The sequence below is a fragment of the Demequina zhanjiangensis genome, assembly GCF_030418315.1.
In the GTDB taxonomy this organism is placed as follows: domain Bacteria; phylum Actinomycetota; class Actinomycetes; order Actinomycetales; family Demequinaceae; genus Demequina; species Demequina zhanjiangensis.
In genome coordinates, this window is record NZ_JAUHPV010000007.1 from 76,432 (window position 1) to 102,260 (window position 25,829).

General features: G+C 70.0%; 23 protein-coding genes. 16 read left to right on the plus strand and 7 right to left on the minus strand.

Annotated elements, in window-relative coordinates:
- Window positions 1-6 precede the first annotated feature (6 nt).
- Both QQX04_RS11825 and hrpA read right to left on the minus strand, forming a co-directional pair.
- On the minus strand, window positions 7-987 hold the full coding sequence (locus QQX04_RS11825) for an alpha/beta hydrolase (protein WP_301129452.1): 981 nt from the start codon (window positions 985-987) through the stop codon (window positions 7-9).
- 61 nt (window positions 988-1,048) lie between these two features.
- Window positions 1,049-5,398, minus strand: a complete 4,350-nt coding sequence (hrpA, locus tag QQX04_RS11830) for an ATP-dependent RNA helicase HrpA (protein WP_301129454.1) — start codon at window positions 5,396-5,398, stop codon at window positions 1,049-1,051.
- Window positions 5,399-5,511: 113 nt separating this feature from the next.
- Here hrpA and dnaE point away from each other — a divergent pair, with 113 nt between their 5' ends.
- The 12 genes from dnaE to QQX04_RS11890 all read left to right on the plus strand — a co-directional run bounded on the left by dnaE (window position 5,512) and on the right by QQX04_RS11890 (window position 19,919).
- Window positions 5,512-9,051 carry a DNA polymerase III subunit alpha gene (dnaE, locus tag QQX04_RS11835; RefSeq protein WP_301129455.1) on the plus strand — a complete coding sequence of 1,180 codons (3,540 nt, stop codon included), beginning with the start codon at window positions 5,512-5,514 and terminating at the stop codon, window positions 9,049-9,051.
- 486 nt (window positions 9,052-9,537) lie between these two features.
- Window positions 9,538-10,860, plus strand: coding sequence for a histidinol dehydrogenase (gene hisD / locus QQX04_RS11840; protein ID WP_301129457.1), 1,323 nt, complete (start codon window positions 9,538-9,540; stop codon window positions 10,858-10,860).
- Between the two features lie 327 nt (window positions 10,861-11,187).
- Entirely contained in the window at window positions 11,188-12,456 is a 1,269-nt protein-coding gene (locus tag QQX04_RS11845) for an Nramp family divalent metal transporter (protein WP_301129458.1), read from the plus strand.
- A gap of 29 nt (window positions 12,457-12,485) precedes the next feature.
- Complete coding sequence (locus QQX04_RS11850; protein WP_301129460.1) at window positions 12,486-13,580, plus strand: histidinol-phosphate transaminase; 1,095 nt, start codon at window positions 12,486-12,488, stop codon at window positions 13,578-13,580.
- Complete coding sequence (gene hisB / locus QQX04_RS11855) at window positions 13,577-14,179, plus strand: imidazoleglycerol-phosphate dehydratase HisB (RefSeq protein ID WP_301129462.1); 603 nt, start codon at window positions 13,577-13,579, stop codon at window positions 14,177-14,179. The genes QQX04_RS11850 and hisB overlap by 4 nt, the downstream gene beginning before the upstream one ends.
- On the plus strand, window positions 14,179-14,667 hold the full coding sequence (locus tag QQX04_RS11860) for a hypothetical protein (protein WP_301129463.1): 489 nt from the start codon (window positions 14,179-14,181) through the stop codon (window positions 14,665-14,667). Before hisB ends, QQX04_RS11860 begins: the two co-directional genes overlap by 1 nt.
- A 63-nt stretch (window positions 14,668-14,730) precedes the next feature.
- Window positions 14,731-15,681 (plus strand): hypothetical protein, encoded by a 951-nt coding sequence (locus QQX04_RS11865; RefSeq protein WP_301129465.1) that lies wholly within the window; start codon window positions 14,731-14,733, stop codon window positions 15,679-15,681.
- Between the two features lie 22 nt (window positions 15,682-15,703).
- Window positions 15,704-16,360, plus strand: coding sequence for an imidazole glycerol phosphate synthase subunit HisH (gene hisH / locus QQX04_RS11870; RefSeq protein WP_301129467.1), 657 nt, complete (start codon window positions 15,704-15,706; stop codon window positions 16,358-16,360).
- Between the two features lie 54 nt (window positions 16,361-16,414).
- Complete coding sequence (locus QQX04_RS11875; protein ID WP_301129468.1) at window positions 16,415-17,563, plus strand: CAP domain-containing protein; 1,149 nt, start codon at window positions 16,415-16,417, stop codon at window positions 17,561-17,563.
- Window positions 17,564-17,665: 102 nt separating this feature from the next.
- The gene (priA, locus tag QQX04_RS11880) at window positions 17,666-18,403 is read left to right on the plus strand and encodes a bifunctional 1-(5-phosphoribosyl)-5-((5-phosphoribosylamino)methylideneamino)imidazole-4-carboxamide isomerase/phosphoribosylanthranilate isomerase PriA (RefSeq protein WP_301129470.1); all 738 of its coding nucleotides are present in this window, start codon (window positions 17,666-17,668) and stop codon (window positions 18,401-18,403) included.
- Between the two features lie 72 nt (window positions 18,404-18,475).
- Window positions 18,476-19,099: a hypothetical protein gene (locus QQX04_RS11885; protein ID WP_301129472.1), complete on the plus strand. Its 624-nt coding sequence runs from the start codon at window positions 18,476-18,478 to the stop codon at window positions 19,097-19,099.
- A gap of 82 nt (window positions 19,100-19,181) precedes the next feature.
- Window positions 19,182-19,919 carry an SseB family protein gene (locus QQX04_RS11890; RefSeq protein WP_301129474.1) on the plus strand — a complete coding sequence of 246 codons (738 nt, stop codon included), beginning with the start codon at window positions 19,182-19,184 and terminating at the stop codon, window positions 19,917-19,919.
- A gap of 85 nt (window positions 19,920-20,004) precedes the next feature.
- Here the strand turns inward: QQX04_RS11890 and QQX04_RS11895 are convergent, their stop codons facing one another.
- The 5 genes from QQX04_RS11895 to QQX04_RS11915 form a co-directional block, all read right to left on the minus strand.
- A complete protein-coding gene (locus tag QQX04_RS11895; RefSeq protein WP_301129476.1) occupies window positions 20,005-20,745 on the minus strand; it encodes a S1 family peptidase in 741 nt (246 codons plus the stop codon).
- Complete coding sequence (locus QQX04_RS11900; RefSeq protein WP_301129478.1) at window positions 20,742-21,266, minus strand: coiled-coil domain-containing protein; 525 nt, start codon at window positions 21,264-21,266, stop codon at window positions 20,742-20,744. The genes QQX04_RS11895 and QQX04_RS11900 overlap by 4 nt, the downstream gene beginning before the upstream one ends.
- Before the next feature lie 89 nt (window positions 21,267-21,355).
- Entirely contained in the window at window positions 21,356-22,120 is a 765-nt protein-coding gene (locus tag QQX04_RS11905) for a S1 family peptidase (protein WP_301129480.1), read from the minus strand.
- A 5-nt stretch (window positions 22,121-22,125) separates the two neighbouring features.
- Window positions 22,126-22,965 carry a hypothetical protein gene (locus QQX04_RS11910; RefSeq protein ID WP_301129482.1) on the minus strand — a complete coding sequence of 280 codons (840 nt, stop codon included), beginning with the start codon at window positions 22,963-22,965 and terminating at the stop codon, window positions 22,126-22,128.
- A 5-nt stretch (window positions 22,966-22,970) separates the two neighbouring features.
- Window positions 22,971-23,363, minus strand: coding sequence for a DUF1844 domain-containing protein (locus tag QQX04_RS11915; protein ID WP_301129483.1), 393 nt, complete (start codon window positions 23,361-23,363; stop codon window positions 22,971-22,973).
- Between the two features lie 121 nt (window positions 23,364-23,484).
- Here QQX04_RS11915 and infC point away from each other — a divergent pair, with 121 nt between their 5' ends.
- From infC to QQX04_RS11935, 4 genes are all read left to right on the plus strand, one after another.
- The gene (gene infC, locus QQX04_RS11920) at window positions 23,485-24,240 is read left to right on the plus strand and encodes a translation initiation factor IF-3 (protein ID WP_301129485.1); all 756 of its coding nucleotides are present in this window, start codon (window positions 23,485-23,487) and stop codon (window positions 24,238-24,240) included.
- Window positions 24,241-24,329: 89 nt separating this feature from the next.
- Window positions 24,330-24,524 (plus strand): 50S ribosomal protein L35, encoded by a 195-nt coding sequence (gene rpmI, locus QQX04_RS11925; protein ID WP_301129486.1) that lies wholly within the window; start codon window positions 24,330-24,332, stop codon window positions 24,522-24,524.
- Window positions 24,525-24,551: 27 nt separating this feature from the next.
- Window positions 24,552-24,932 (plus strand): 50S ribosomal protein L20, encoded by a 381-nt coding sequence (gene rplT, locus QQX04_RS11930; RefSeq protein WP_084075948.1) that lies wholly within the window; start codon window positions 24,552-24,554, stop codon window positions 24,930-24,932.
- Between the two features lie 9 nt (window positions 24,933-24,941).
- A complete protein-coding gene (locus tag QQX04_RS11935) occupies window positions 24,942-25,769 on the plus strand; it encodes a TrmH family RNA methyltransferase (RefSeq protein ID WP_301129493.1) in 828 nt (275 codons plus the stop codon).
- The last annotated feature ends 60 nt before the right edge of the window (window positions 25,770-25,829 follow it).

Below are 25,829 nucleotides of genomic sequence, written 5' to 3' on the forward strand. Positions count from 1 at the left end.
GATCCCTCAGCCGTCCTGAGGCGTGAGCCTGGTCAGCCAGTCGAGGGCGTGCTCGGAGATCTGCTCCTGCGCCTCCTCGTCGGTGATCTGGGAGGCGCCGTCGCCGGGCTGGTTGCCGTAGGAGCCGAACTGGGCGTGATTGCCGCCCTGGATCACCACGAACGAGGTGGTGCCCGGGAGGTCGTCCACCGAGGCCATGATCGAGTCCGGCGTCGCGAGCCCGTCCTCCGAACCGGAGATCGACAGGACTGAACCCGAGTAGTCGCTCATGTCGCCCGCGGGGTAGGACGCGAAGAGGAGCAGCCCCAGGCCCGTCGCCTCGGTGCCGTTCGCGAGCATCAGGCTCTCTCCGCCGTCGGCCACGGCCTCCGCCTCCAGTGCCGCGACCGTGCCGCCCAGGGAGTGGCCGCCGATCGCCCACTGGGTGGCCTCCACTCCGGAGCCGACGGCCAGCGAGTAGCCGTTCGTGGCGAGGAACGCGATGCCGAGCGGCTGCTTCACGATGACGACGGGGTGGCCCGCCTCGGCGAGCGGCCGCAGCACTGCGGCGTAGGCGCGCGGGTCGACGCGCGCGCCGGGCTGGAAGACGAGCCCCACGTCGGACGTCTCGCCCGTGGGCGTGAAGGTGATGAGGGTGGAGGACTCCTCGACGGCGACCAGGGGGTTGGACCGCATGGCGTCGAGCGCGGGCTCGTCGGCCGAGAATGGGCACAGCCATGCGATCAGGAAGATCCAGCCTGCTCCGGCGACCGCGCCGAGGATGCGGATCGCCCGCCGCCAACCCGCGCGGCCGCGACGGCTCAGCAGAGACCAGATCCCGACCGTGAGGGCGCCCCCGACGGTGATCGCGAGCAGCACGGCGTAGGCAGGGTGGCTGTGGAGGATCCCACCGCTCTCCGTGAGGAGCACCCACCCCACGACCATGAGCGCGGCGACCGCGAGCGCCCGCTCGATCCAGACGAGCCAGGTGGGAGTGGTGTCGTTCATGTCGCTCCTCGATGCGTGGCCGGCGGCGGGGGACGCGGCGAACGGCCTGATGGTTCAGACGCTAGCGGATCTCGGCAAGCGCCTTGCGGATGCGCTTGTCAGACACGGGGCCGTCCGTGCCGAGCTGCTGGGCGAAGAGTGAGACCCGGTACTCCTCGAGCATCCACCGGACCTCGTCGAGCCGTGCCGTCCTCTCGGGGTCGGGGCGCCCTGACTCCACCGCCGTGCGCACGCTCTGGTACTCGTCCCCGATCTCGCGCACCTTCCAGGCGAGCTCGGTGTCCCGGGCCGACGCACCGGCCGCCTTCTCGAGCCGGACCTTGGCCGCCTTGAGGTAGCGGGTGAGATGTCGCAGGCGCTCGGGCGGGGTGCGGCGCAGGAAGCCGTCGGAGACGAGCTCGGCGGACTGTGCGCGCAGCTCTGACAGGACCCCGAGCAGCGCCATCGAGGTGGAGGCGCGTACGGCGGAGTCGAGGTCGCGGGCGGCCTGCAGCACGGGGAGGGTCCTGGCGACGATCGCGTGGACCTCGTCCTCGAGCCGTTCCCGCAGGAGCGTGCGGGCCTTCGCGTAGGTGTCGGCGCCGGTGACCTGCGCGGCGTCGATGCCAGTGTCGGCGCCGCGAGTCGTGAGCGCGGTGACGGCGGCGAGCTGCAGGTCGTCGACGAGCGCGTCGGTCGAGCGGTAGGGCGCGGAGGCGAGCAGGAGCGATTCCTGCGAGTTCCAGCGTGACGTGACGCGCGCCGTCTGCAGCCCGATGTCGTTGACGAGCAGGCGACGGATGCCCGCCGGGTGCGCAGCGTCGCGTGCGGCCGCGTCGGGCAGGATCCGGAGCGACGCCGTGCGGCCCTTCTCCGCCACGATCGCGGGATACCCGCGCACGGCGACTCCGCCCACGACACCCTCGACGTGGTCGGGAAGCGTGCCTCCGGGGAGCGTCGGCCACGCGGTGAGGCCCTCCTGCTCGGGCAGGGTGGTCGGCACGGCCGGCGTGAGGTCCGCGGGGCTCGGCTTCGATGGCTGCCCGCCCTTGCGGTCCCGGGACGACGGGCGGGGCTGGGCGACTGCGCGTCGGACGGCGGCCTCGGTCTTGGGTGCGAGCTCGCGCTGGAGGGCGATCAGGTCCGTGGACGAGGACACCGTGCGCTTGCCCTCGACGGCTTCGAAGGTGACCCGCAGATGTGACGGAAGACGACCGTCGACCTCGAGCCACGCGTCGTCGGGGATGTCGACGTCCTTGGTCGCCTTGATCGCGCGGGTGAACGCGTCGCGGAAGGACTCGGCCATGTCCCCGGCGCGCGCCATGTCCTCCCATGCGGGGGTCTCGCGCCGGAGCCAGGCGACGACGTCGCGTGCGGTGTCGGGCGCGGGCACGAGCCTCCGGCGGATCGCCTTGGGCAGGGCGCGTACCGTCTCGGTCGCCAGCTCGTCGAGCAGTCCAGGCACGAGCCAGTCGAAGCCGTCGGGGACCACGCGGGGGAGGAGGGTGAGCGGGATGCGCACCGTGACGCCGTCGTGCAGGGCTCCGGGTTCGAACGCGTACTGGAGCGGCAGTGCCAGTTCGCCCTGGGGCCACGAGTCGGGGAACTGGTCGGGGTCCACGTCGGCCTCGGGCGGGAGCAGGTCCTCGCGGCGCAGCGTGAGCAGGTCAGGGGTGGCGCGGGAGGCGTCCTTCCACCAGCGGTCGAAGTGCCTGGCGCTCACGACCGAGTCGGGGATGCGCTCGTCGTAGAAGTCGAAGAGGGTCTCGTCGTCCGCGATCAGGCCGCGCGTGCGGGAGCGTGCCTCGACGTCGGCGAGCTCATCGAGCAGGCGCTGGTTGTCCTTCCAGAAGCGGTGGTGCGTGGTCCACTCGCCCTGCACGAGCGCGTGCCGCACGAACATCTCGCGTGCCTCGGCGGGGCGGATGCGCCCCCAGAGGATCGTGCGGTCGGAGATGATCGGCACGCCGTACAGCAGCACCTTCTCGTGCGCCATCGCGGCGCCCTGCTTGGTGGACCAGTGCGGGTCGGAGTAGGTGTGCTTGGCGAGCTCGCCCGCGAGCTCCTCGGCCCATTCGGGCTTGATGCTCGCGACGTCGCGCGCCCACAGCCGGTTCGTCTCGACGATCTCGGCCGCCATCACGAACTCGGGCGGCTTCTTGGACAGCGGCGAGCCGGGGTTGATGGCGAACCGGACCCCGCGCGAGCCCAGATACTCGTTCGATGCGCGCTTGCGGGCCTTGCGGATCGCCGCCTGCCGCTTGTCCCCGGTGAGGTGGGTGAAGTCCGAGGCCTTGACGTCGATCGTCTCCTGCATGCCGATCTGGGACAGCAGACCGGCGAGCACCGAGCGGTGGATCGCCTCCTCGTTCCAGAGGTGGCGGAGGGCGCCGGTGGCCTTCTCGTCACCGTCGACGGTGACGCGCTTGGGCTTGCCCGACTGCATCTGGATGCCGAGCGGCTTGGCGGCCTCGCGGATCTGCTGGACCACGTCCTGCCACTCGCGCACGCGCAGGTAGTGGAGGTGCTCGGCCTTGACCAGGCGACGGAACGCGCTGCCGGACAGCTCGCGTCGGCGCTCGCGGAGGTGCTCCCACAGATTCAGGTAGGAGAGCAGGTCCGACGAGGGGTCGGCGAAGCGCCGGTGCATCAGGTCGGCGGCCTCGCGGTTCTCGCTCGGGCGCTCGCGAGGGTCCTGGATGGACATCGCCGCGGCGATCACTGCGACCTCGTGCGCGACGCCGTGCTTCGCGGCCTCCACGATCATGCGGGCCTGGCGCGGGTCCATGGGCAGGCGTGCGAGCGCGCGGCCCACGTCGGTGAGCCGGGTGCCGCCGTCGCGCTGAGTGATGGCGCCCAGCTCCGCGAGCAGGTTCATGCCGTCCCGGATGGCGCGGGTGTCCGGCGGCTCGACGAAGGGGAACGACGCCATGTCCTCCGGAGAGGCCACCACACCGACGCTGATCATCTGGAGCAGGACGGACGCGAGCGACGTGCGCAGGATCTCCGGCTCGGTGAAGCGCGGCCGCGACTCGAAGTCCTCCTGCGAGTACAGCCGGATCGCGATGCCGTCGGCCAGGCGTCCCGCGCGGCCCGAACGCTGGTTGGCGCTCGCCTGCGAGATCGGCTCGATCGGCAGCCGCTGCACCTTCGTGGCCTTGGAGTAGCGCGAGATGCGGGCGGTGCCCGGGTCCACGACGTAGTGGATGCCGGGGACCGTGAGCGACGTCTCGGCGACGTTCGTGGACAGCACGATGCGCCGGGCCGTGTGGCGTTCGAACACGCGATGCTGTTCGGCGGCCGTGAGGCGGCTGTACAGCGGCAGCACCTCGATGCGCCTCGGGTGGCGCGGATTGCGCACGCGGTCGCCGTAGTGGCCCTCGAGCGCGTCGGCCGCGTCGCGGATCTCCCGCTCGCCGGACAGGAACACGAGGATGTCGCCATCGCCCCATGTCATGAGCTCGTCGCACGCGTCGACGATGCCCGTCACCAGGTCCTTCTCGTCGCCCTTCGTCTCTCCTTCGAGCGGCCGGTACAGGATCTCGACCGGGTACGTGCGGCCGGTGACCTCCACCACGGGGGCCGTGGGGGCGTCGTCCGTGTCCTGGGGAAGGGACGACGCAGGGGTGGCGGTCGCGTCGTCCAGGTCAGCGGGAGGCTCGTAGGGGAGCGGGCCGCCGGGCGCGAAGTGGCGGGCGAAGCGCTGCGAGTCGATCGTGGCCGACGTGATGATGACCTTGAGGTCGGGGCGACGCGGCAGCAGGTTCGTGAGGTAGCCGAGCAGGAAGTCGATGTTGAGGCTGCGCTCGTGGGCCTCGTCGATGATGAGGGTGTCGTAGGCGCGCAGCTCCGGGTCGCGCTGGATCTGCGCCAGCAGGACGCCGTCCGTCATGACGCGCACGAGCGTCTCCGGCGAGGACTCGTCGGTGAAGCGCACCTGGTAGCCGACGATCCCGCCGAGCGTCGTGCCGATCTCCTCGGCGATGCGCTCCGCGACCGAGCGGGCGGCGATGCGGCGCGGCTGGGTATGGCCGATCTGGCCCGCGCGCCCGCGACCGAGCTCGAGGCAGATCTTGGGAAGCTGCGTCGTCTTGCCTGAGCCCGTCTCGCCGGCGACGATCACGACCTGGTTGTCCCGGATCGCGGCGGCGATGTCCTCGCGGCGCGCGCTCACAGGGAGCTCCGCGGGGTAGGTGATCGGCGGCAGCTCGACCGCGGCGCGCTTCTCCGCGGCGGCGGCGAGGGCTGCGATGCTCACGCGGGGCTGGCGAGGCGCCCCTTGGCCGCGCCCGCGACCCGAGCCGTTCCCGCGACCCGAGCCGTGACCCCGGCGTCGGCCGCGACCGCCTGAACCGCGTCGGCCCGGGGACTCCGCGCTGCCCTCGTCCTGGGCGCGCGCGGGCGCGCCTTCAGGCTGCGTGGAGTCGGTCATGAGGTCCATTGTCCCAAGGTGTCAGGGGTGATCCGTCACGCGTCGGTACGGCCCACCCCGATGGCCGCGCGTCCCGCATCCGGCTGTCAGCGGCGGGACCTAGAATCGTCGTCATGCCGGGCCGGGAATTCAATCACCTTCATGTCCACACCGAGTACTCCATGCTGGACGGAGCGGCCCGCATCGGCGACCTGATGACCGAGGTGAAGAGCCTCGACCAGAGCGCGGTGGCGATCACCGACCACGGCTACCTCTTCGGCGCCTACGAGTTCTGGAACAAGGCCACGGCCGCGGGCGTGAAGCCCATCATCGGCATCGAGGCGTACCTCACGCCCGGCACGGCGCGGCAGGACAAGAGCCGCGTGCGCTGGGGCGAGCGCGGCCAGGAGCAGGACGACGTCTCGTCGGGCGGCGCGTACACCCACGCCACCATGTGGGCCGAGAACACCGCGGGCATGCACAACCTGTTCCGCCTCGCCTCGTACGCGAGCCTCGAGGGGCACTTCTTCAAGGCGCGCATGGACCGCGACCTGCTGCAGCGGTTCAGCAAGGGCATCATCGCCACCACCGGCTGCCCGTCGGGCGAGGTGCAGACGCGCCTTCGACTCGGCCAGTACGAGGAGGCGGTGAAGGCGGCCGCGGAGTTCCAGGACATCTTCGGCAAGGAGAACTACTTCGTCGAGCTGATGGACCACGGGCTGTCCATCGAGAAGCGTGTGTACGAGGACCTGATCCGCGTCTCGAAGGCCATCGGCGCGCCGCTCGTCGCCACGAACGACCTCCACTACACGCGCAAGGAGGACTCGAAGGCGCACGAGGCGCTGCTGTGCATCCAGTCCGGCTCCAACCTCAACGAGCCCACCTACGACCAGGGTGGCAAGCGCTTCGCGTTCTCCGGCGACGGCTACTACGTGAAGTCGGCCGAGGAGATGTGGGCCATCTGGGGCGACGCGCACCCCGAGGCGCTCACGAACACGCTCGCGATCGCCGAGCGCTGCGAGGTCGAGTTCAACACCAAGGCCGACTACATGCCGGTCTACGACTGCCCGCCCGGCGAGGACGAGCACTCGTGGTTCGTGAAGGAGGTCCAGAAGGGCCTCCACGAGCGGTTCGGCGAGGTCATCCCGTCCGAGGTGCAGGAGCGCGCGAACTTCGAGATCGAGGTCATCGCGGGCAAGGGATACCCCGGCTACTTCCTCGTCGTCGCCGACTTCATCCAGTGGGCGAAGGACAACGGCATCCGCGTCGGCCCGGGCCGTGGCTCCGGTGCAGGCTCCATGGCGGCGTACGCGATGAAGATCACCGACATCGACCCGCTCGTCCACGAGCTGTACTTCGAGCGCTTCCTCAACCCGGAGCGCGAGTCCAAGCCTGACTTCGATGTGGACTTCGACGAGCGCCGCCGCTCCGAGGTCATCCGCTACGTGACGGACAAGTACGGCGAGGACAAGGTGTCCATGATCGTCACGTACGGCACGATCAAGGCCAAGCAGGCGCTCAAGGACGGCGCCCGCGTGCTCGGCAAGCCCTTCGCCGTCGGCGAGCAGCTCACCAAGGCGTACCCCGACGCGATCATGGGCAAGGACATGCCGCTCGGCGCCGTCTACGACGAGAAGCATCCGCGCTACCACGAGGGTGCCGACTTCCGGGCGCTGCTCGAGGCGGACCCCGAGGCCAAGGAGGTCATGGAGCTCGCTCAGGGCCTCGAGAGCCTCAAGCGCCAGTGGGGCGTGCACGCCGCGGGCGTCATCATGTCCTCGGATCCGCTGATCGACATCATCCCGATCATGCGCCGCGAGCAGGACGGCGCGGTCATCACGCAGTTCGACTACCCGACGTGCGAGACGCTCGGCCTGGTCAAGATGGACTTCCTCGGCCTGCGCAACCTCACGATCCTCGACGACGCGCTCGACAACATCGTGGACAACGGCAAGGATCCGCTGATCCTCGAGGACCTTCCGCTCGAGGACGAGGGCACGTTCAAGCTCCTCCAGAGCGGTGACACGCTCGGCGTGTTCCAGCTCGATGGGCTCGCGATGCGCTCGCTCCTGCGGCAGATGAAGCCCGACACGTTCGAGGACATCTCCGCCGTCCTGGCGCTGTACCGCCCGGGACCCATGGGCATGGGCTCGCACACCAACTACGCGGAGCGCAAGAACGGCCGCCAGCAGGTCGAGCCGATCCACCCCGAGCTGGACGAGCCGCTCAAGGAGGTCCTCGGGATCACCTACGGCCTCATCGTCTACCAGGAGCAGGTGCAGCGCATCGCGCAGATCGTCGCGGGCTACACCCTGGGTGCTGCAGACCTGCTCCGCCGCGCGATGGGTAAGAAGAAGAAGGAGATCCTCGACAAGGAGTTCGGGAACTTCGAGTCCGGGATGAAGGCGAACGGCTACTCGGACGCCGCTATCGACGCGCTGTGGAAGACCCTGCTCCCGTTCGCGGACTACGCCTTCAACAAGGCGCACACCGCCGCGTACGGCGTGCTGTCCTTCTGGACCGCCTACCTCAAGGCGCACTATCCGACCGAGTACATGGCGGCGCTCCTCACCTCGGTCGGCACCGACAAGGACAAGTCCGCCCTGTACCTCGCCGAGTGCCGCCGCATGGGCATCTCCGTGCTCACGCCGGACGTCAACGAGTCGCGGGCCTTCTTCTCGGCTGTCGGCAGCGACATCCGCTTCGGCATGGCCGCGGTCCGCAACGTCGGCTCCAACGTGGTCGCCGAGATCGTCAAGGCGCGCGAGGAGAAGGGCAAGTTCACGTCCTTCTCCGACTTCCTGGAGAAGGTGCCCGCGTCGGTGTGCAACAAGCGCACCATCGACTCGCTCATCAAGTCCGGCGCATTCGACTCGCTCGGCCACACCCGCCGTTCGCTCAACACGATCCACGAGCAGGCCATCGACTCGATCGTCGGCGTGAAGCGCCAGGAGGCGACGGGCCAGTTCGACCTGTTCGGCATGGATGAGGAGCTGGGCGGCGGCGTCACGGTGAGCGTGCCCGAGATCGACGAGTGGGACAAGAAGACCCTGCTCAACCTCGAACGCGACATGCTCGGCCTGTACGTCTCCGACCACCCGCTCTCGGGGCTCGAGAACGTGCTGCGCTCCGAGGCGTCCCACCAGATCCTCACCGCGACGCCCTCGCATGGCGTGTCCGACGGCGACCAGGTCACCTTCGCGGGCCTGCTCACCCGCGTGGACCGCCGCATCGCCAAGTCCGGCAACGCGTACGCGATCGTCACCCTCGAGGACCTCTCCGGCGAGACCGAGATCTCGTTCTTCGGCAAGACCTACGAGACCTACGCCCGCGATCTCGCCGACGACGCGGTCATCGCCATCAAGGCGCGCGCCCGCGAGCGCGGCGACGGAGGCATGCAGTTCTCCGCGGTCGAGCTCCGCGTGCCGAACCTCCAGGTGCAGGACACCTCGCCGCTCGTGATCACGCTGCCCGCGTCGCGCGCCACGCCTCCCGTCGTCGAGGAGGTGCGGTCCATCCTCACCTCCCACCCCGGCGGCATCGAGGTGAAGATGGTGCTCACGGGCTCGGGCGAGCCCGTCACCGTGTCCATCGCGGACCAGTACCGCGTGTCCCGATCCAGCGCGCTCTACGGCGACCTCAAGGCGGTGCTCGGCCCAGGCTGCCTCGCCTGACCTCGCCCCGCCCGTTGCGGGTCACTGAGCGTCGCTTCTGGCCCGGCTCGGCTCGTTGCGGGTCGCTGAGCGTCGCTCTGCGGGTGATCCGGCTCGTTGCGGGTCACTGAGCGTCGGTTCTGGCCCGGCGCGGCTCGTTGCGGGTCACTGAGCGTCGCTTCCAGCGGCTTGAGGTGTGTTCGGGGTCGCTCAGCGTCGCGTGCGGCTCGCATCGGGACGGGTCGACGCTCCGAACCGGGCGCGCCCGGCGAGCGACCAGTACTGGTTGCCGCGTAGCGCGCAGCGTTCGGCTGGAAGCAGTGCTGGTTGCCGCGCGGCACGCACGAACCGTCGGTGCGCGGACGTGAGCGGTCGTGAGCGTCCTGTGGGAGACAGAGTTGCCGGTGGAGCGGTCGTGAGCGTCCCGCGGGAGACAGGGCTTGCGGGCGGGCGGTCGTGAGTCTCCTGGGGCCGGAACGAGGCACGCAGCGCCAGTAGGCTGGAACCATGCTGAGCCGTATCGATCTGCGCGACCGTGACCTCACCACCCGCGAGCTGCTGGCCGTGGTTCCGAGGGCCGAGGTGGACGTCGCCGCAGCACTGCGCACTGTCGAGCCGATCCTCGCCGACGTGCGCGCTCGCGGTGAGGAGGCGCTGCGCGAGTACGGCGAGCGCTTCGACGGCATCTCGCCCGAATCGCTCAGGGTGCCGGCGGCGGAGATCGAGGCCGCGCTCGAGACGCTCGACCCTGCAGTCCGGGCGGGCCTCGAAGAGGCGATCACGCGCGTGCGAGCGTTCCACGTCGCTACCGTGCCTCCGCCCGTGTCCGTCGAGCTCGCGCCGGGCGCGACGGTCTCGCAGAAGTGGATCCCCGTGGCGCGCGTGGGCCTCTACGTGCCGGGTGGGCTCGCCGTGTACCCGAGCTCGGTCGTGATGAACGTTGTCGCGGCCCAGGCAGCTGGCGTCGAGGCGATCGCGGTGACCAGCCCGCCTCAGCGCGAGTTCGGCGGATCGGTCCACCCGACGATCCTTGCCGCATGCGCCCTGCTCGGCGTGCATGAGGTGTACGCGGTCGGCGGCGCTCAGGCCATCGGCATGCTCGCCTACGGTGCTGCCGCGAACGACGGTGGTGCGCTGTGCGAGCCCGTCGACGTGATCACGGGGCCGGGCAACGTCTACGTCGCCGCAGCCAAGCGTGCCGTCAACGGGGTCGTCGGAATCGATTCCGAGGCCGGGCCGACGGAGATCGCGATCGTCGCGGACGACTCTGCCGACGCCGACTTCGTCGCCGCTGACCTGCTCAGCCAGGCCGAGCACGACCCGATGGCGGGGTCGGTGCTCATCACCGACGACGAGGACCTCGCCGAGCGCGTGGAGCAGGCGTTGCTGCGCCGCGCCGAGGCGACCAAGCACGTCGGCCGGACCAAGGAGGCGCTCACCGGCGTGCAGAGCGCTGTGATCCTCACCGGGAGTCTCGAGCAGTCCATCCAGGTCGCCGACGCCTACGGGGCGGAGCACTTGGAGATCCACACGCGCGACGCGTCAGAGGTGGCGGGGCGCATCCGCAACGCCGGCGCGATCTTCGTCGGTGCGCACAGCCCGGTGCCGCTCGGCGACTACCTCGCGGGATCGAACCACGTCCTGCCGACGGGTGGTACCGCGCGCTTCGCGTCGGGGCTGAACGTGACGAGCTTCCTCAAGGCGGTCTCGGTCATCGAGTACGACGCGGACGCGCTGGCGAGCGTAGGGGAGAAGGTCATCGCGCTCGCGAACGCCGAGGACCTGCCTGCGCACGGCGAGGCCATCGCGGCGCGCCTCGAGCGCGACTGACCGCACGGGCACGGCTCGAGCCCCGCTGACCGCACGCGGCACGGCTCGTACGAGACCGGCCCCACGTGGCACGGCCCGAGCGCGGCTGACGTCGCACCGCCTCGCGCCCGCTGTGGCGGGCCTGCGGCCGAGCACGCGGCCGCAGTGGGGGCCGCGGCGAGCCTGTCGGTGGGCTGTCCTTGCGTGGAAGCGAGCCGGGGTTGTCGCTCCGTGCAGGATCGCGCGGATTCCCGCCGCGTTGTGGGCGTGTCAGGGAGACTGATGGTCGCGGGAGTGCAAAAGTTGGGCTAGCCTCACTTTCCTCACCGCAGTCCTTTGGAGGTCCCCTTGAGCGCCGTCGACACCGAGACGCAGCCCACGCGGTCCACCGCGTCCTTCGCGCGCAGGATCGCTGGCCTGCTCGGCCCCGCCTTCGTCGCGGCGATCGCCTACGTGGACCCGGGCAACGTCGCCGCCAACCTCACCGCCGGAGCGGAGTACGGCTACCTGCTGATGTGGGTGCTGGTCGTCTCGAACACGATGGCCGTGTTCATCCAGTACTCGTCGGCGAAGCTCGGCCTGGTGACGGGCAAGAGCCTGCCGGAGCTGCTCGGCGAGCGGCTCGGCAAGGGCACGCGTCTCAGCTACTGGGCGCAGGCGGAGATCGTCGCAGCCGCGACGGACCTGGCCGAGGTCATCGGTGGAGCGATCGCGCTCAACCTCCTGTTCGACATCCCGCTCGTGCTCGGTGGGCTGATCGTCGGCATCATCTCCCTCGGGCTGCTCCGCGTGCAGTCGCAGCGCGGCCAGCGACCGTTCGAGTTCGTGATCATGGCGATGCTCGCGATCATCGCCGTCGGCTTCCTCACGGGGCTGTTCTTCACCGACACCCAGTGGGGAGAGGCGGCCAACGGTCTGGTCCCGCGCTTCGACGGAGCGCCGACCGTGCTGCTCGCCGCATCGATGCTGGGCGCGACCGTCATGCCGCACGCGATCTACCTCCACAGCTCGCTCTCGCGCGACCGGCACGGCAGCGGCCATGGCCACGGACGCCTCAAGGAGCTGCTGCACGCGACCAAGTGGGACGTGGGGCTGAGCCTCGTCATCGCGGGCTCGGTGAACATCGGCATGCTGATGCTCGCCGCGGCTGCGCTGCGCGGCGTGGGCGGCACCGACTCGATCGAGGGCGCCTACGCGGCGATCGACAGCGCGCTGGGCCCGGTCGTGGCGGCGATCTTCGGCGTGGGGCTGCTTGCCTCGGGTCTGGCCTCCACGTCCGTCGGCTGCTACGCCGGCGCGTCCATCATGGGTGGCCTGATCCACCGCAGGATCCCGCTGATCGTCCGCAGGTCGATCACGCTGATCCCCGCGCTGATCATCCTCGGAAGCGGCGTCAGCCCCACGTGGGCGCTGGTGATCTCGCAGGTGGTGCTGAGCGTGGGCATCCCGTTCGCGCTCATCCCGCTCGTGAGGCTCATCTCCAACCGCGACCTCATGGGCATGCACGTGGCGAGCATCGGCACGAAGACCCTCGCGTGGGGCATCGTCGCCGCGATCGTGGCCCTCAACCTGGTGCTTCTGGTGCTGACCATCTTCGGGGATGTGGGCGTCGGCTGACCATTTCGGCCGCCACTAGACTCGCTCGCATGACCCTGCCGCTCCGCCCGGACCTCGCGGGCCTCACGCCGTATGGCGCTCCGCAGCTCGACGTGGTCGCGCGTCTGAACGTGAACGAGAACCCGTACGCGCCGCCTGCGGTGGTCGTCGATGCGATCGCGACCGCGGTCCGTCAGGCTGCGTCGGGCCTCAACCGCTACCCGGATCGTGACGCGCTGGAGCTGCGAGGCGACCTCGCGTCGTACCTCGCGGTGGAGAGCCAGGCCGACTTCCTGGCGGCCGAGAACATCTGGGCCGCCAACGGCTCGAACGAGGTGATGCTGCACCTTCACCAGGCCTTCGGCGGCCCGGGCAGGAAGGTCCTCAGCTTCGCGCCCACGTACTCGATGTACCCCGAGTATGCGCGAGACACCCTCACCGACTACGAGACCCTGCCTCGCCGTGCGGACTTCACGCTGGACGTCGACGCAGCGGTCAAGGCGATCGAGGAGCTCGAGCCGGTCATGGTGATCGTCGCGAGCCCCAACAACCCCACGGGCACGGCGCTTCCGCTGAGCGAGACCGAGCGCCTGTGCGCAGCGGTCGCGAAGGTGCCGGGAGGCAGCCTGCTCGTGATCGATGAGGCCTACGCGGAGTTCCGCCGCCACGGCGTTCCGAGCGCGCTGTCGCTGCTGCCGGACCACCCTGAGCTGGTGGTGAGCCGCACCATGTCCAAGGCGTTCGCGATGGCGGGTGGCCGGCTCGGCTACCTGGCCGCTGCGCTCGAGGTCGTCGACGCGCTCCAGATCGTCCGCCTGCCGTACCACCTGAGCGCGATCACGCAGGCGAGCGCTCGTGCCGCGCTGGCGCACCACCGCGACCTGCAGGCCCAGGTGGACGAGATCCGCGCCGAGCGCGATGAGACGGTCGCCTGGCTGCGCGAGCAGGGGTACACGGTCGCGGACACGGACGCGAACTTCGCGCTGTTCGGTCCGTTCGAGGACCGGGAGAAGGTGTTCCAGGGGATGCTGGAGCGCGGAGTGCTGATCCGCGTCACCGGCCCCGAAGGTTGGCTGCGCGTGTCGATCGGCACGCCGCAGGAGATGGCGCTGTTCCGCAGCGCGTTGGTGGAGGTTGTCGCATGAGCCGTACGGGACGCATCGAGCGGGCCACGAGCGAGTCGCAGGTGCTCGTCGAGCTGGATCTTGACGGGACCGGCGTCACGGAGATCGACACGGGCGTGCCGTTCTACGACCACATGCTGACCGCGCTCGGCAAGCACTCGCTCATGAACCTCACGGTGAAGGCCACGGGCGACGTGCACATCGACTCGCACCACACGGTCGAGGACGTGGCGATCTGCATCGGCGAGGCGCTGAAGGAGGCGCTCGGCGACAAGGCTGGCATCTCCCGCTTCGGCGACGCCCTGGTGCCGTTGGACGAGGCTCTCGCGCAGTGCGTGGTCGACGTCTCGGGTCGGCCCTACTTCGTGCACACGGGGGAGCCCGTGGGCCAGGCGACGCACCTGATCGGCGGCAACTACGCAGGCTCGCTCACGGCGCACGCCCTCGAGTCGATCGCGCACCACGCGGGCATCTGCGTGCACATGCGCGTCCTGTCGGGTCGCGACCCGCACCACATCGTGGAGGCGCAGTTCAAGGCGCTCGCCCGTGCGCTGCGCGCCGCCGTTACGGAGGACCCGCGCATCGCGGGCATCATCCCGTCGACGAAGGGCGCGCTGTAGTGGCTGACGCCGACATCCTGGCGGTCTTCACGCCCATCATGGACCAGCGTGTCCTGGCGGCCGTCATGGCCATGGGCGGGTGCAAGGGCAGGGTGATCCTCACGTCCGGCGGGTCGCTCGCGGTGCTCGACGACACGTCCGACGAGATGGCGGCCCGCGCGGGCCAGGTCGTGTCCAACTTCGTCAAGGAGATGCCCGTGGTGGTCCTGGACCGCAAGGACGGTCAGATCTCCGCGATCCAGTGGACGCAGGGGATGCGCGGCGAGTCGCTCCCACCCGGCCTCGCGCTCGACAACGCCCCGGGCGTGGTCCTGACGCTGCTCTCGGGCGCCCAGGAGTTCGACGAGGTCGCGTCGCTCCACGAGGACAAGGTCGCCGACGCGCGCATGTCCAAGTGGCAGGCGTTCCGCGCGCTGCGGAGGATCGCGAAGGAGACCCGCGGCAGGCTGGAGCGTCAGCTCAAGCAGGACGACGCGTCGGAGGACTGACCTCCCTGGATGAGTGAGCAAGCCGGCGCAAGGAGCCTGGCGCGGGCTGATGCGCGTCGGGGTATGGCGCGTGTCCTTGGCGTCCTAGGCATCCCCTACGCGATCAGCTTTCAGGGCCTGTCCGGTGCAGACCTTCCCGTGTGGGTGAAGCTGCTCCCCACGGCGATCATGATCATCGCGTTGCCCGTCGGCGCGATCGTGGGCGGGATCCGTTCTCGGGATGTCCGGGCGCTCGCACTGCGCACAGGGATGACGGTGTTCAGGGAGCTCGAGACGACGGTGGCGCAGCAGGCCACCTTGTTCCCCTTCGACAGCCGACGGAGACGATCGGCTGATGGCGTGGTCGGCTGGCACTCTGGCAGGCCGCGCTTGCGCTTCGTTCATGGTGCGCGCGTGATGGTGCACGCAACACGGTTGGATCGTCCGCTGCCGCCCCTGCAGTTGCTGCCTCGGCGCCCGGATGTCGTGCTGGACGCGGGTGGCGGAGAGGTTCTCCCGATCGGAGCGGAGTGGTTCGACTCGGCGTGGCGGATCGTCGCGCCATCGTCCCGGTATGCGCACGCGGTGCTGGTCCCCACGGTGCTTGAGAGCCTCGAGCCGCTTCGTGGCCGTCGACCTGTGATCGCGATCGAAGGCTGGTGGATCTGGTCGGTCGACCCTGTGCACCGGATGGCACCGGAGCGGTCGCTCGAGCGGTTCGAAGCCCTGGAGCGAATCGCTGAGCGCATTCCTGGATTCGTGCGCGGTGACGACGCGGGAGGAACGCTCGATCAGGCTTCCTCCTTCTTTCACGGGTATCGGACTGAGAACTCCGTGGGTCGCATCGCATTGGTGCTCGGTGCATCGCTGGTGGCAGCGCCGGTCGGGCTACTGGTGGCGTTCCTCGCGCGTCGCGCGGTCCGGCGCGGTGCGGCGGACAACCGGAAGACGGTGGAGTGGGCCTTCTGGTTGAGCCTTGTGGGCACGGTGCTCTGGGTGGGGTTCGTCGCTGGAGCTACCGCAGGTTGGCTCTGAACGCGACGTTAGACTGGCCCGCGTGAGCACCCCCACCGTCTGCATCTTCGATTACGGCTTCGGCAACGTCCGCTCTGCGACCAGGGCTCTGGAGCACGTGGGCGCTGAGGTGCATCTGACCGCGGACCGTGACGTCGCGATGAATGCCGACGGGCTCGTCGTCCCTGGTGTGGGAGCGTTCGCGGCGGTCATGAATGGCTTGCAGGAGGCGCGCGGCGACCAGATCGTCGGCCGTCGGCTCTCGGGCGGGCGCCCGGTGCTGGGCATCTGCGTCGGCATGCAGGTGATGTTCTCCCGCGGTGTGGAGCACGGTCAGGAGACCGAGGGTCTGGACCAGTGGCCGGGCACGGTCGAGCTGCTTCAGGCACCGGTGGTGCCGAACATGGGCTGGGCGACGATCGAGGCGCCCGAGGACACCGTTCTGTTCGATGGCGTCCAGGACGAGCGCTTCTACTTCGTGCACAGCTACGGCGCCCGCGAGTTCCCGCTCGGGACGACGGAGGACACCGGTCGCTTCAAGGCGCCGTCGGTGACGTGGTCGGAGGCGGGCACCGCGGAGCAGACCGACCGCTTCGTCGCGGCGGTCGAGAACGGCCCGCTCGCGGCGACGCAGTTCCACCCCGAGAAGTCGGGTGAGGCGGGGCTCGCGCTGCTGCGCAACTGGGTGCGCTCGCTGTAGCGCGTCCGGCTCCGCGCGCCGTACGGTGGCGTGCAGGCACGGGAAGGAGCGCACGTGACGGTGACCCGGCGTCGGCTGGTGGTCGGCAGCGTGATCGCGCTCGCCATCACGGCTGGTCTCGTGTTCTCGGCTGTCGCACAGCATCGTGCCGAGCAGGAGCTCCAGGCGTCGATCGAGGCACTGGACCCGCTCCGCGCCGAATGCCGTGAGGCGCGCGCCCACATGCGGGAGGAGCAGGTCGCGGCGAGCGAGGCGCTTGAGACGACGACCCTGACGCAGGACATCGCGGAGGTGGACGCGCTCGCAGCCACGCTGGACGAGGCGGTGACGCTGGATCTGTGTGACATGGGTCCGGGGGACTCGGTGGAGGCCAACGAGGACGTCGCGACATGGCTGAGCTCCACTCGCGCCTCCGCGGAGATGATCCAGGACGCGTTGGCGGGCGGCCAAGAGGCGCTCGCCGCCGCGGAGGCCGACGCGGCTGCTGCTCGCGCGGCCGAGTCCTACGGGATTCAGGCGTCGGCGGCGGAGGCGGCGGCGAAGGAGGCGCGCGCGCTCCTGGCCGAGAGCGCCGGCGCGGTGGTCGACGCGACGACGGTGGAGGTGCTCCGGGCGACGATTCGTGCAGTGGAGGACTCGCTCGCGGTGCAGCCCGCTGACGACGCCGATGCGGCATGGTTCGAGGCACGGGAGCGTGCGCTTGCCGATGCGACCGAGCTCCTGGAGAGCAGGTCCGACGCTGTCGAGGAGTCGCATGCGGCATGGGAGAAGGCGCAGGCCACGGCGAGGAGCGCGCCGTCCTCGTCGGGAACCTCGGGTTCGGGATCGTCCACGGGTTCGTCGTCGGGCTCCGGCTCAAGCCCGAGCGTCACGTATGCGAAGGGCTCCGCGGCGGAGTTCTGCGCGGTCCTCAACGCCGCGCGCACGAGCAACGGGGTGGCGGCGTTCTCCCGCTGCGGCGAGTCCTCCTCCCAGGTCGCGCATGCGCAGGACATGGCGCGGTCCGGCTCGATCTGGCACACGGGGGGAGAGAACATTGTGGGCTATGCAGGCTCGATGTCGTCCCTCATGTCGGCCTTCATGGGGTCGTCGCAGCATCGCGATCTCATCCTCTCCGGCGGTTCGCCGGCCAGCGTCGGCTGCTATTGGCGCCACGAGTCGCGCACGAGCGAGGTGTTCTGCTCGGCCGCGTTCTCGTTCTGACCGCCTCAGGCGGGGACGGCGAGGGCGCTCGCGCACTCGGTGACGGCGCCGCGCCGGTACGCTTGACGACGGCCAGACCCCCTTGATCAGAGAGCGACCGCGATGACCGACCTTCCCCGCCTCGAGCTCCTTCCCGCCGTCGACGTGGCCGACGGCCAGGCCGTCCGCCTCACCCAGGGCGAGGCAGGTTCGGAGACCAGCTACGGCGACCCGCTGTCCGCCGCGATGGACTGGGTCAACGGTGGCGCGGAGTGGATCCACCTGGTCGACCTCGACGCCGCCTTCGGGCGCGGCTCCAACGCCGAGCTGCTCGCGTCGGTCGTGAAGGCCGTGGACGTGAAGGTCGAGATGTCCGGTGGCATCCGGGACGACGAGTCGCTTGAGCGCGCCATGGCGACGGGCTGTGCGCGCGTGAACCTGGGCACTGCGGCGCTCGAGAACCCCGAGTGGACCGCGTCGGCGATCGACCGCTTCGGCGACCGCGTGGCCGTCGGCCTGGACGTGCGCGGCACGACCCTCGCGGCGCGCGGCTGGACCAAGGAGGGCGGCGACCTGTGGGAGGTGCTGGCGCGTCTGGATGCTGCCGGCTGCTCACGCTACGTGGTCACCGACGTGAACAAGGACGGGATGCTGAACGGCCCCAACCTGGAGCTGCTGGCTCAGGTGTGCGAGGCGACGAAGGCGCCCGTGGTCGCGTCGGGCGGCGTGAGCTCGCTCGCCGACATCGAGGCGATCCGGACGCTCACGCCGAAGGGCGTGGAAGGCGCGATCGTCGGCAAGGCGCTGTACAACGGCAACTTCACCCTGCCGCAGGCGCTGGACGTCGCAGGCCGCCCGTAGCGGGAGCTCTTCTCTGGCCGGGCCGTTGCCGCTCGCCTAGGCTTCCTCGTATCGGATCGGACGGGGGAGCTGATGCGCGGGACCTGGGCCGCGGCGACGATGGCGACGGCAGTGATCGTGCTGGCGGGGTGCTCGGGGGAGCCTGCTCCGGACGGCGCGCCCTCTGGGACAGGGCCCCACGACACGCCGAAGGCGCGCGCCGAGGTGGCGTGTCCCGACGCGTTGGTCGAGGCCGAGGGGGACAAGGAGTCCGGCGGTTGGACGCCGGCCGACCGTGACGTCGACCTGGAGCCGTTCGACGCGGCATGGCTGTGCGAGTACTCGTGGGCGAACGCGACGCCCGATACCGGGGGAGAGTCGTCGCCGTGGACGCTCCAGGGCGATCCCGCTCCGATCGTCGACGCAGACCTCGCCGCGCTGTCTGACGCACTGGGGGCCCTCGAGCTGTGGACCGACCGCGCCGACGAGATCGTGTGCACCCTCGACCTGGGCCCCACGTGGATGCTGATCCTCGCGGATGGCGAGAGTCTGACCGGGGTCACTTTCGAGGAGTTCGGCTGCGGGTTCGCGCGGCTCACGGATGACCCGTACTCGACAGCGCCCGGGCAGTCCCGGACGCTTCCCGCAGGCTCCTATCTCGGTGGCGACGTGCTGCGCGAGATCCAGAGACTCGCGGGCGTGACGCCGCGTCGATAGGTACGCGAGGCCGGTGAGCGCGAGGGTGGGAATCGCCACAGGGGAGTGCCCCGTTGTCGGCCGGTGACCGTACCCTGGTGGCATGACCGACGAGGAGCCTCTGAAGGAGATCCCCGAGTCGATCTTCGCGGACGACGACGGCAGCGCGGATGCGCGGCTGGCGCAGGCGTTGATCAGGCATTCGCGGGGCAAGGCGCCGCTCACCGAGGTGGTGGAGGCGCTCGCGTACGCGCGCGTGCTGGTGCCGGTGCTCGCCGATGGCGAGCAGAGGGTCATGGGCAAGCACGGTCTCGAGCAGGACCACGTGGCTTCCACGGGGGTCGTCGCCGTCCAGATGCCCGACGGGCGCGCGGGCCTGCCCGTCTTCACCGATGTCGACGCGATGCAGTCCTGGAACGATCAGGCCCGTCCCATCCCTGCGGAGGGGCCGCGCGCCGCGCTCGCGGCGATCGCCGAGGAGTGGGCCGTGATGGTGCTCAACCCGGGCATGGAGACCACCGTGATCCCTCGCCCCGCCGTGTGGGCGCTGGGTCAGGGCGAGACGTACAGGCCGGCGCTCGTGGACGGCGTGGTGCAGCCCGATGTGCTCGAGGCGGTGCGCGATGCGGTGACGTTGGACGACCGTCTGAGGGCCGTCGAGGTCGCGCCGGGGCGTCGCAGCGAGGTCGCCGTCGTGCTGAGGCTCATCCCGGGCCTCACGCAGCCGGAGGTGGACGACCTGCTGCGCCGCGTGCAGCGCCAGCTCGCCGCATCGGACGTGGTGGCGCACCGCTTGGACAGCATGGAGCTGCGGCTCGCGCCTGCGTCGGACGACGCCTGAGGCTGGACCGGCCACACGGAGCCCGCGGAGAATCCCGAGCGCGGGCCACGATCCCATGGGAGCGTGCGCTCCAGGGAGCGGAGTCTCAGGACGCGCAGATCTCCGCGACCGGCTCGCGCACGCCCGGGTCGTCAAGCATCGTCGTGAGCGAGTCCAGGCTCACGGCGTACGCCCAGCCGAGCCCCTCCGTGTCGACGGCGTAGAGCACGCCGACAACCTCGTCCTCTGCGTTCACGACCGCGGATCCGGAGCTGCCGGGTGCGGCGGTGACGCGGATCACGAGCACCTCGTCGGGGTCGGTGCCGAAGACCTCGGGGGCCATGTTGCGGTAGGGCCCGGTCACGGTGGTGAGGACATCTCCCTCGGGGTAGCCGGAGACCGTCACATCGTCGCCGAATACCGGATCCTCGTCGGCGAGCTCGAGCCATTCGTCGAGCTCCTCGTCCACCGTGAGCAGCGCCAGATCGGCTTCGGTGTCCGACTGGACCTCTGCGACCTCCATCTCGCGGCCGTCGTAGCTGGTCAGGGTGACGAGCGCGGCGCCTTCGACGACGTGGCGGTTGGTGACGAGCGTGTGCGCATCGATCGCGAACGCCGTTCCGGTGGACCAGCCGTCGCAGGTGCGTACGCGGACGCGGTACGCGGTGTGCTCGGTCAGCGTGAAGCCGTCTTCTGAGACGTAGGACGTGGCGGCGGAGGCGCTGACCGCGGGCACGAAGCTGTCGGGCAGGGGCGGCGGTGGCGCGGGGAGAGCGCTGCAGCCTGCGAGGGTGCCGAGGAGGGCGAGGCCGAGCGCCAGGCTCCCGGTCGCGCGGGCGGGCGTCATCCGGCGTCCGCGACGAACTCGTCGAACGCCTCGGAGAGCGAGTCGCAGTAGTCGGCGACGTCGTTCTGCACGGAGCGGGCGTTCGAGTTCGAGTAGGTGTAGCCATTGCGGAGGGCGTCGGAGAGCGTCTCGTCGTAGTTGGCGATGCACGACTCGTAGGCCTCGATCAGGTCGGAGAGGTACTCGACGTCGTCGCCGGCGTGCGCCTCCTCGTTCGCGAGGTCGGACAGCCTTTCCGTCGTCGCGTCGAGCTGGCCGTCGAGCGTCGTGACCTGCTCCTCGAGCGTGGCGACCTGGGATTGAGCGAGGCCGAGCTCGCTTCCGAGTTCGGTGGCCTCGGCACGCAGCTCGTCGTTCTGGCTGGTCCACTGAGAGCTCACGAGCCACAGGTAGCTGGCGAGGGTCGTCGTGGCCAGCAGTGCCACACCGAGCAGCGACACTGCGATGATCCACGGGGCCCGACCACGCGTGCGCCGGGGCGCTGACGGCGGTGGCGTGAAGTCCTGCAGGTCGTCGATCACGGCGGTTCCCCTCTTGTTGACGCGTGTCAGCGTCTGGGCACTCTAGCGGAGTGGCGCCGATGGCCGCTGTGACGCGCGCGACATCGCGGTCACGGGATGCTGGTGCCGTTCGTCGTCTGGGACGGCGCGTCGCAGCTGAGCGCCTCTGGCACGAGCAGGGAGGTCTCCGCGAGCAGGGTGCGCAGCGTGGAGACGGGGATGATGAGGCTGTTGCCGTCGTCGGTCTTGGCATAGACGACGCCGACGACGGCGCCGCTCTCGTTGAGGACCGGCGAGCCTGACGAGCCGGGCTCGACCTCCGCGCTGGTCACGAGCACCTTGCCGACGGCGGAGTCGAGCGGGTCGGCGGTGCTGCCGAGCACGACTCCCGTGACCGTGGTGAGCTCACCGCCGCCGGGGTACCCGATCACCGTGATCACGGAGCCTTCCTCGGGGTCCTCCTGCGCGAGGGCGGCGAAGCTGCGGAGCACGGACTCCTCGGTGCGGATGATCGCGATGTCGGCGACCGTCGTGGAGGACACGGCGGTCGCGGTGAGGTTGGTGCCGTCGTAGGTGGAGACCTCGATGCTGCGGGAGTCCTCGATCACGTGGCGGTTGGTGATGAGCGTCGAGTCGTCGTAGGCGAAGCCGGTGCCGGTGGCGATGAACCCGCAGCCGATGTTGCGCACGCGCAGCGTCATCCGCTGGGCGCGCGAGAACCCGTCGGGGGAGATCGCGTCGGCGCGGGCGGCGGGCGAGACGGTGGGGGTGGGCACCCAGTCCGACGGCATGGGGGAGGGGCCGTCGGGGAGCACGCCGCAGGCCGCGAGCAGCATGGTGGATGCTGCTGCGGCGGCGATGCGGGTGAACCTCATGATGCTCAACCGTTCAGGAGCTGCTGGAACTCGGAGTTGGAGTCGCGGGCGGCGGTGCACAGCTCTTCGACCGACTCCTGGAAGGCGAGGATCTCCTCCTCCTCGTAGTTCTCGGGATCCTCGAGGTAGGTGACGAGCTGCTCCTCGCCGTCGATGCAGCGGGTGAGCGCGTTGGCGACGGCGGCGCCGGTGGCGGCGAGTCCTTCGAGCTGCTCGATCTGCTGCGCGGTGTACGCGCGGTCGTCGTCGTAGTTCGCGGTCTCGTTGGCGAGCGCCGTGATGCGGTCCTTCGCAGTGTTGAGCTGCGTGGTGAGGACGTCGATGCGGGTGGTCTGCGCCTCGATGGTGTCCTGCGCATCTGCGAGCTGCGCGCCCAGGTCGTAGTTGACCTCGGTGAGCTCCTCGGTGCGCAGCTCCCACTGCGAGACCACGTCGGAGAGGTAGAGGCTGACGCCGATCAGGGACAGCACGGTGACGCCGAGGAACGCGGTGAGGAGGATCCAGCGCCGACGCTCGGTGGTGGGGTCGAGGCGTTCCTGCTCCTCGAGCTCGGCCTCGGTGGGCTCGGCGGCGCCGGCCTGCGACGTCGTGGGTGCGTCGTCGTGACGCGTGGAGGTCTGGGATGCGTCCTCGCCGGGAGAAGCCGCGCTCGCGGTCGCCTCAGGCGCCTCCTCGACGATCGGCTGCTCCTGCGTCTGCGCGCGCTCGCGCACGATGCGTGCACGCCGCGACTCACGGGAGCCGCGCGAGGCGCGCCTGGATCGGCGTGGCGCCGACTCGGAACCCTCAAGGGACTCCGCGGGCGTCACCGCCGGCTCGTCTCTGGTGTCCTTCTTCCGCGCCATCTTGCTCAGCTGACTGCTCCCGTGTACTTCTCGCCCGGTCCTTCGCCCGGCGCGTCCGGAATGACCGAAGCCTCCCGGAATGCCAACTGTACGCTCCGCAGGCCGTCCCTCAGAGCCCGTGCGTGGGTGTCCCCGATCTCGGGCGCGGAGGCGGTCACGAGCCCGGCGAGCGCGGTGATCAGGGTGCGCGCCTCGTCCAGGTCCGTGTGCTCCTCGCCGTCCTCGGCGAGTCCGCAGCGCAGGGCGGCGGCGCTGAGAAGATGGACGCTGACGGTGGAGATGAGCTCGACCGCGGTGACGTCGGCGATGTCGCGGGTCTCGTCGGAGGCGTCCGCCCAGGTGCGGCGCTCATGGCTGGCGGGGGCGTCGGAGGACGGTGCGGGCGTATTCGTGCTCATCGTGATATCCTCTTACATCGACCGGCCACGGAAAACTCCGTGGCGCACAAGTGGAGTCCGCCTCCCACCCTTGGGCCAGCAGATGGGCCAGGGTCCCGGTCCTGCCGTAAGGCGTGCCTCCATGGTACGCGGGCGGGAACCTCCGGTGGGCCTCTGCTCGTGTTCGGGCAGGGGCTTTTTCTCTGTCTGGGGTCGGCGAGGAAGTCATACGAGGAGGAGCACCATCAACGAGCCCCGCATCAACGAGCGCATCCGCGTCCCCAAGGTCCGTCTTGTCGGTCCGCAGGGCGAGCAGGTCGGCATCGTCCGAGTCGAGGATGCGCTACGTCTGGCGCAGGAGGCCGATCTCGACCTGGTCGAGGTTGCCCCCAACTCGCAGCCGCCGGTCGCCAAGCTCATGGACTACGGAAAGTTCAAGTACGAGGCGGCGGTGAAGGCGCGCGAGGCGCGCCGTAACCAGGCGAACACCGAGATCAAGGAGATGCGTTTCCGTCTCAAGATCGACGAGCATGACTACGAGACCAAGAAGGGCCACGTCATCCGCTTCCTGAAGGGCGGCGACAAGGTCAAGGTCACGATCATGTTCCGCGGTCGTGAGCAGTCGCGTCCCGAGATGGGTCGCCGGCTCCTGATGAAGCTGGCGGACGAGGTCCAGGAGTACGCGGTCGTCGAGAACCGTCCGAGCCAGGAGGGCCGCAACATGTCCCTCGTGCTCGGTCCTCTGAAGAAGAAGGCAGAGGCTCGCGACGAGCAGCGCAAGGAGCGCGAGGCGCGCAAGGCGGCGGAGGCCGCAGAGCGCACCGAGCGCGAGACTGCGAAGACCGGCAAGCCGCAGGACGCGGAGCCGGCCGAGGTCGCCGAGGCGCCCGAGGCGTAGTCCTCATCACAGATTTCCCGGGTCCTGCGGGTCCCGGACACACGTGTCGTGCCCTGAGGGGTGCGGCCTGACTTGAGAAGGAGGCCATCGTGCCGAAGAACAAGACCCACTCGGGTGCCAAGAAGCGCTTCAAGCTCACCGGCACCGGCAAGGTGAAGCACGCCTCGGCGATGAACGTGCACAAGTTCGAGGAGAAGCACTCCTCGCGCAAGCGCCGCGTCGCGCAGGACCAGATCCTTTCGGACGCTGACACCAAGAAGATCAAGAAGCTGCTGGGCAAGTAAGCGCCCGTAAGAACCAAGGAGTAAGAAATGGCACGCGTCAAGCGGGCGGTCAACGCCCAGAAGAAGCGCCGGTCCACCCTCGAGCGGGCTGCGGGTTACCGCGGCCAGCGCTCGCGCCTTTACCGGAAGGCCAAGGAGCAGGTCACCCACTCGATGGTGTACAGCTACCGGGACCGCCGCGCTCGCAAGGGTGAGTTCCGCAAGCTGTGGATCCAGCGCATCAACGCTGCGGCCCGCGCGAACGGCATGACCTACAACCGCCTCATCCAGGGCCTCAAGGCCGCGGAGATCGAGGTCGACCGTCGCATGCTCGCCGAGCTCGCGGTGAACGACGAGGCCGCGTTCGCGCAGCTCGTCGAGGTCGCCAAGAAGGCCCTTCCGGCCGACGTCAACGCGCCTGCCGCGTAAGACTCCCGCATGACAGGACGCCCCGCCGGGCCCCGCCTCCGTGACACGCTCTCGAATCCGAGGGCTGACCGCGTGAGAGGCGTGAGGGCCCTGGCGGGGCGTTCTGCGCGTAGGCGCTCGGGCACCTTCCTGGTGGAGGGGCCGCAGGCGGTGCGCGAGGCGGTGCGTTTCGCTGCGGAGGATGTCCGCGACGTGTACGTCACGGACGACGCTCGTGTGTCTCACCCTGAGATCGTCGATGAGGCGCTCGAGGCGGGCCTGTACGTGCATCCGGTCACCGATGAGGTGGCGCATGCCATGAGCGAGGATGCCCAGGGCGTGATCGCCGTGGTGACGGCGCGACCCGAGCACGGAATCGACAGCCTTCCTTCCGACTCCACGCTGGTGGCGGTGCTCAGCGCCGTGCGCGACCCCGGCAATCTTGGTGCCGCCATCCGCGTGGCCGACGCGGTGGGCGCCGATGCCGTGGTCCTTGCCGGTGACTGCGTGGACCCCCGCTCCCCGAAGGTGGTCCGCGCGTCGGTGGGCAGCGTGTTCCACCTGCCGATCCTGCGGGCGGCGGGGATCGCGGAGTCAGCCGCTCAGCTCCAGGAGGCGGGGCTCGAGCTCGTGGCCGCGGATGTGAGCGGCACCGCGGAGCTCGGCGCGGAGACCCACGCGATGCTGACCGGTCGACATGCCTGGGTCTTCGGGAACGAGGCGTGGGGGCTCACCGAGTCCGAGCTCGCGTCGATGGACCATGTGGTGCGCATCCCGATCGCTGGCCACGCGGAGAGCCTCAACCTCGCGACCGCGGCCGCAGTCTGTCTCTACGCGAGCCGATTCGCCCGCGGCTGACGACTCGTCTGCGCCGGACCGGGACGGTTCGGGGGCATGGTGCCCATCGGGCGCATGCGG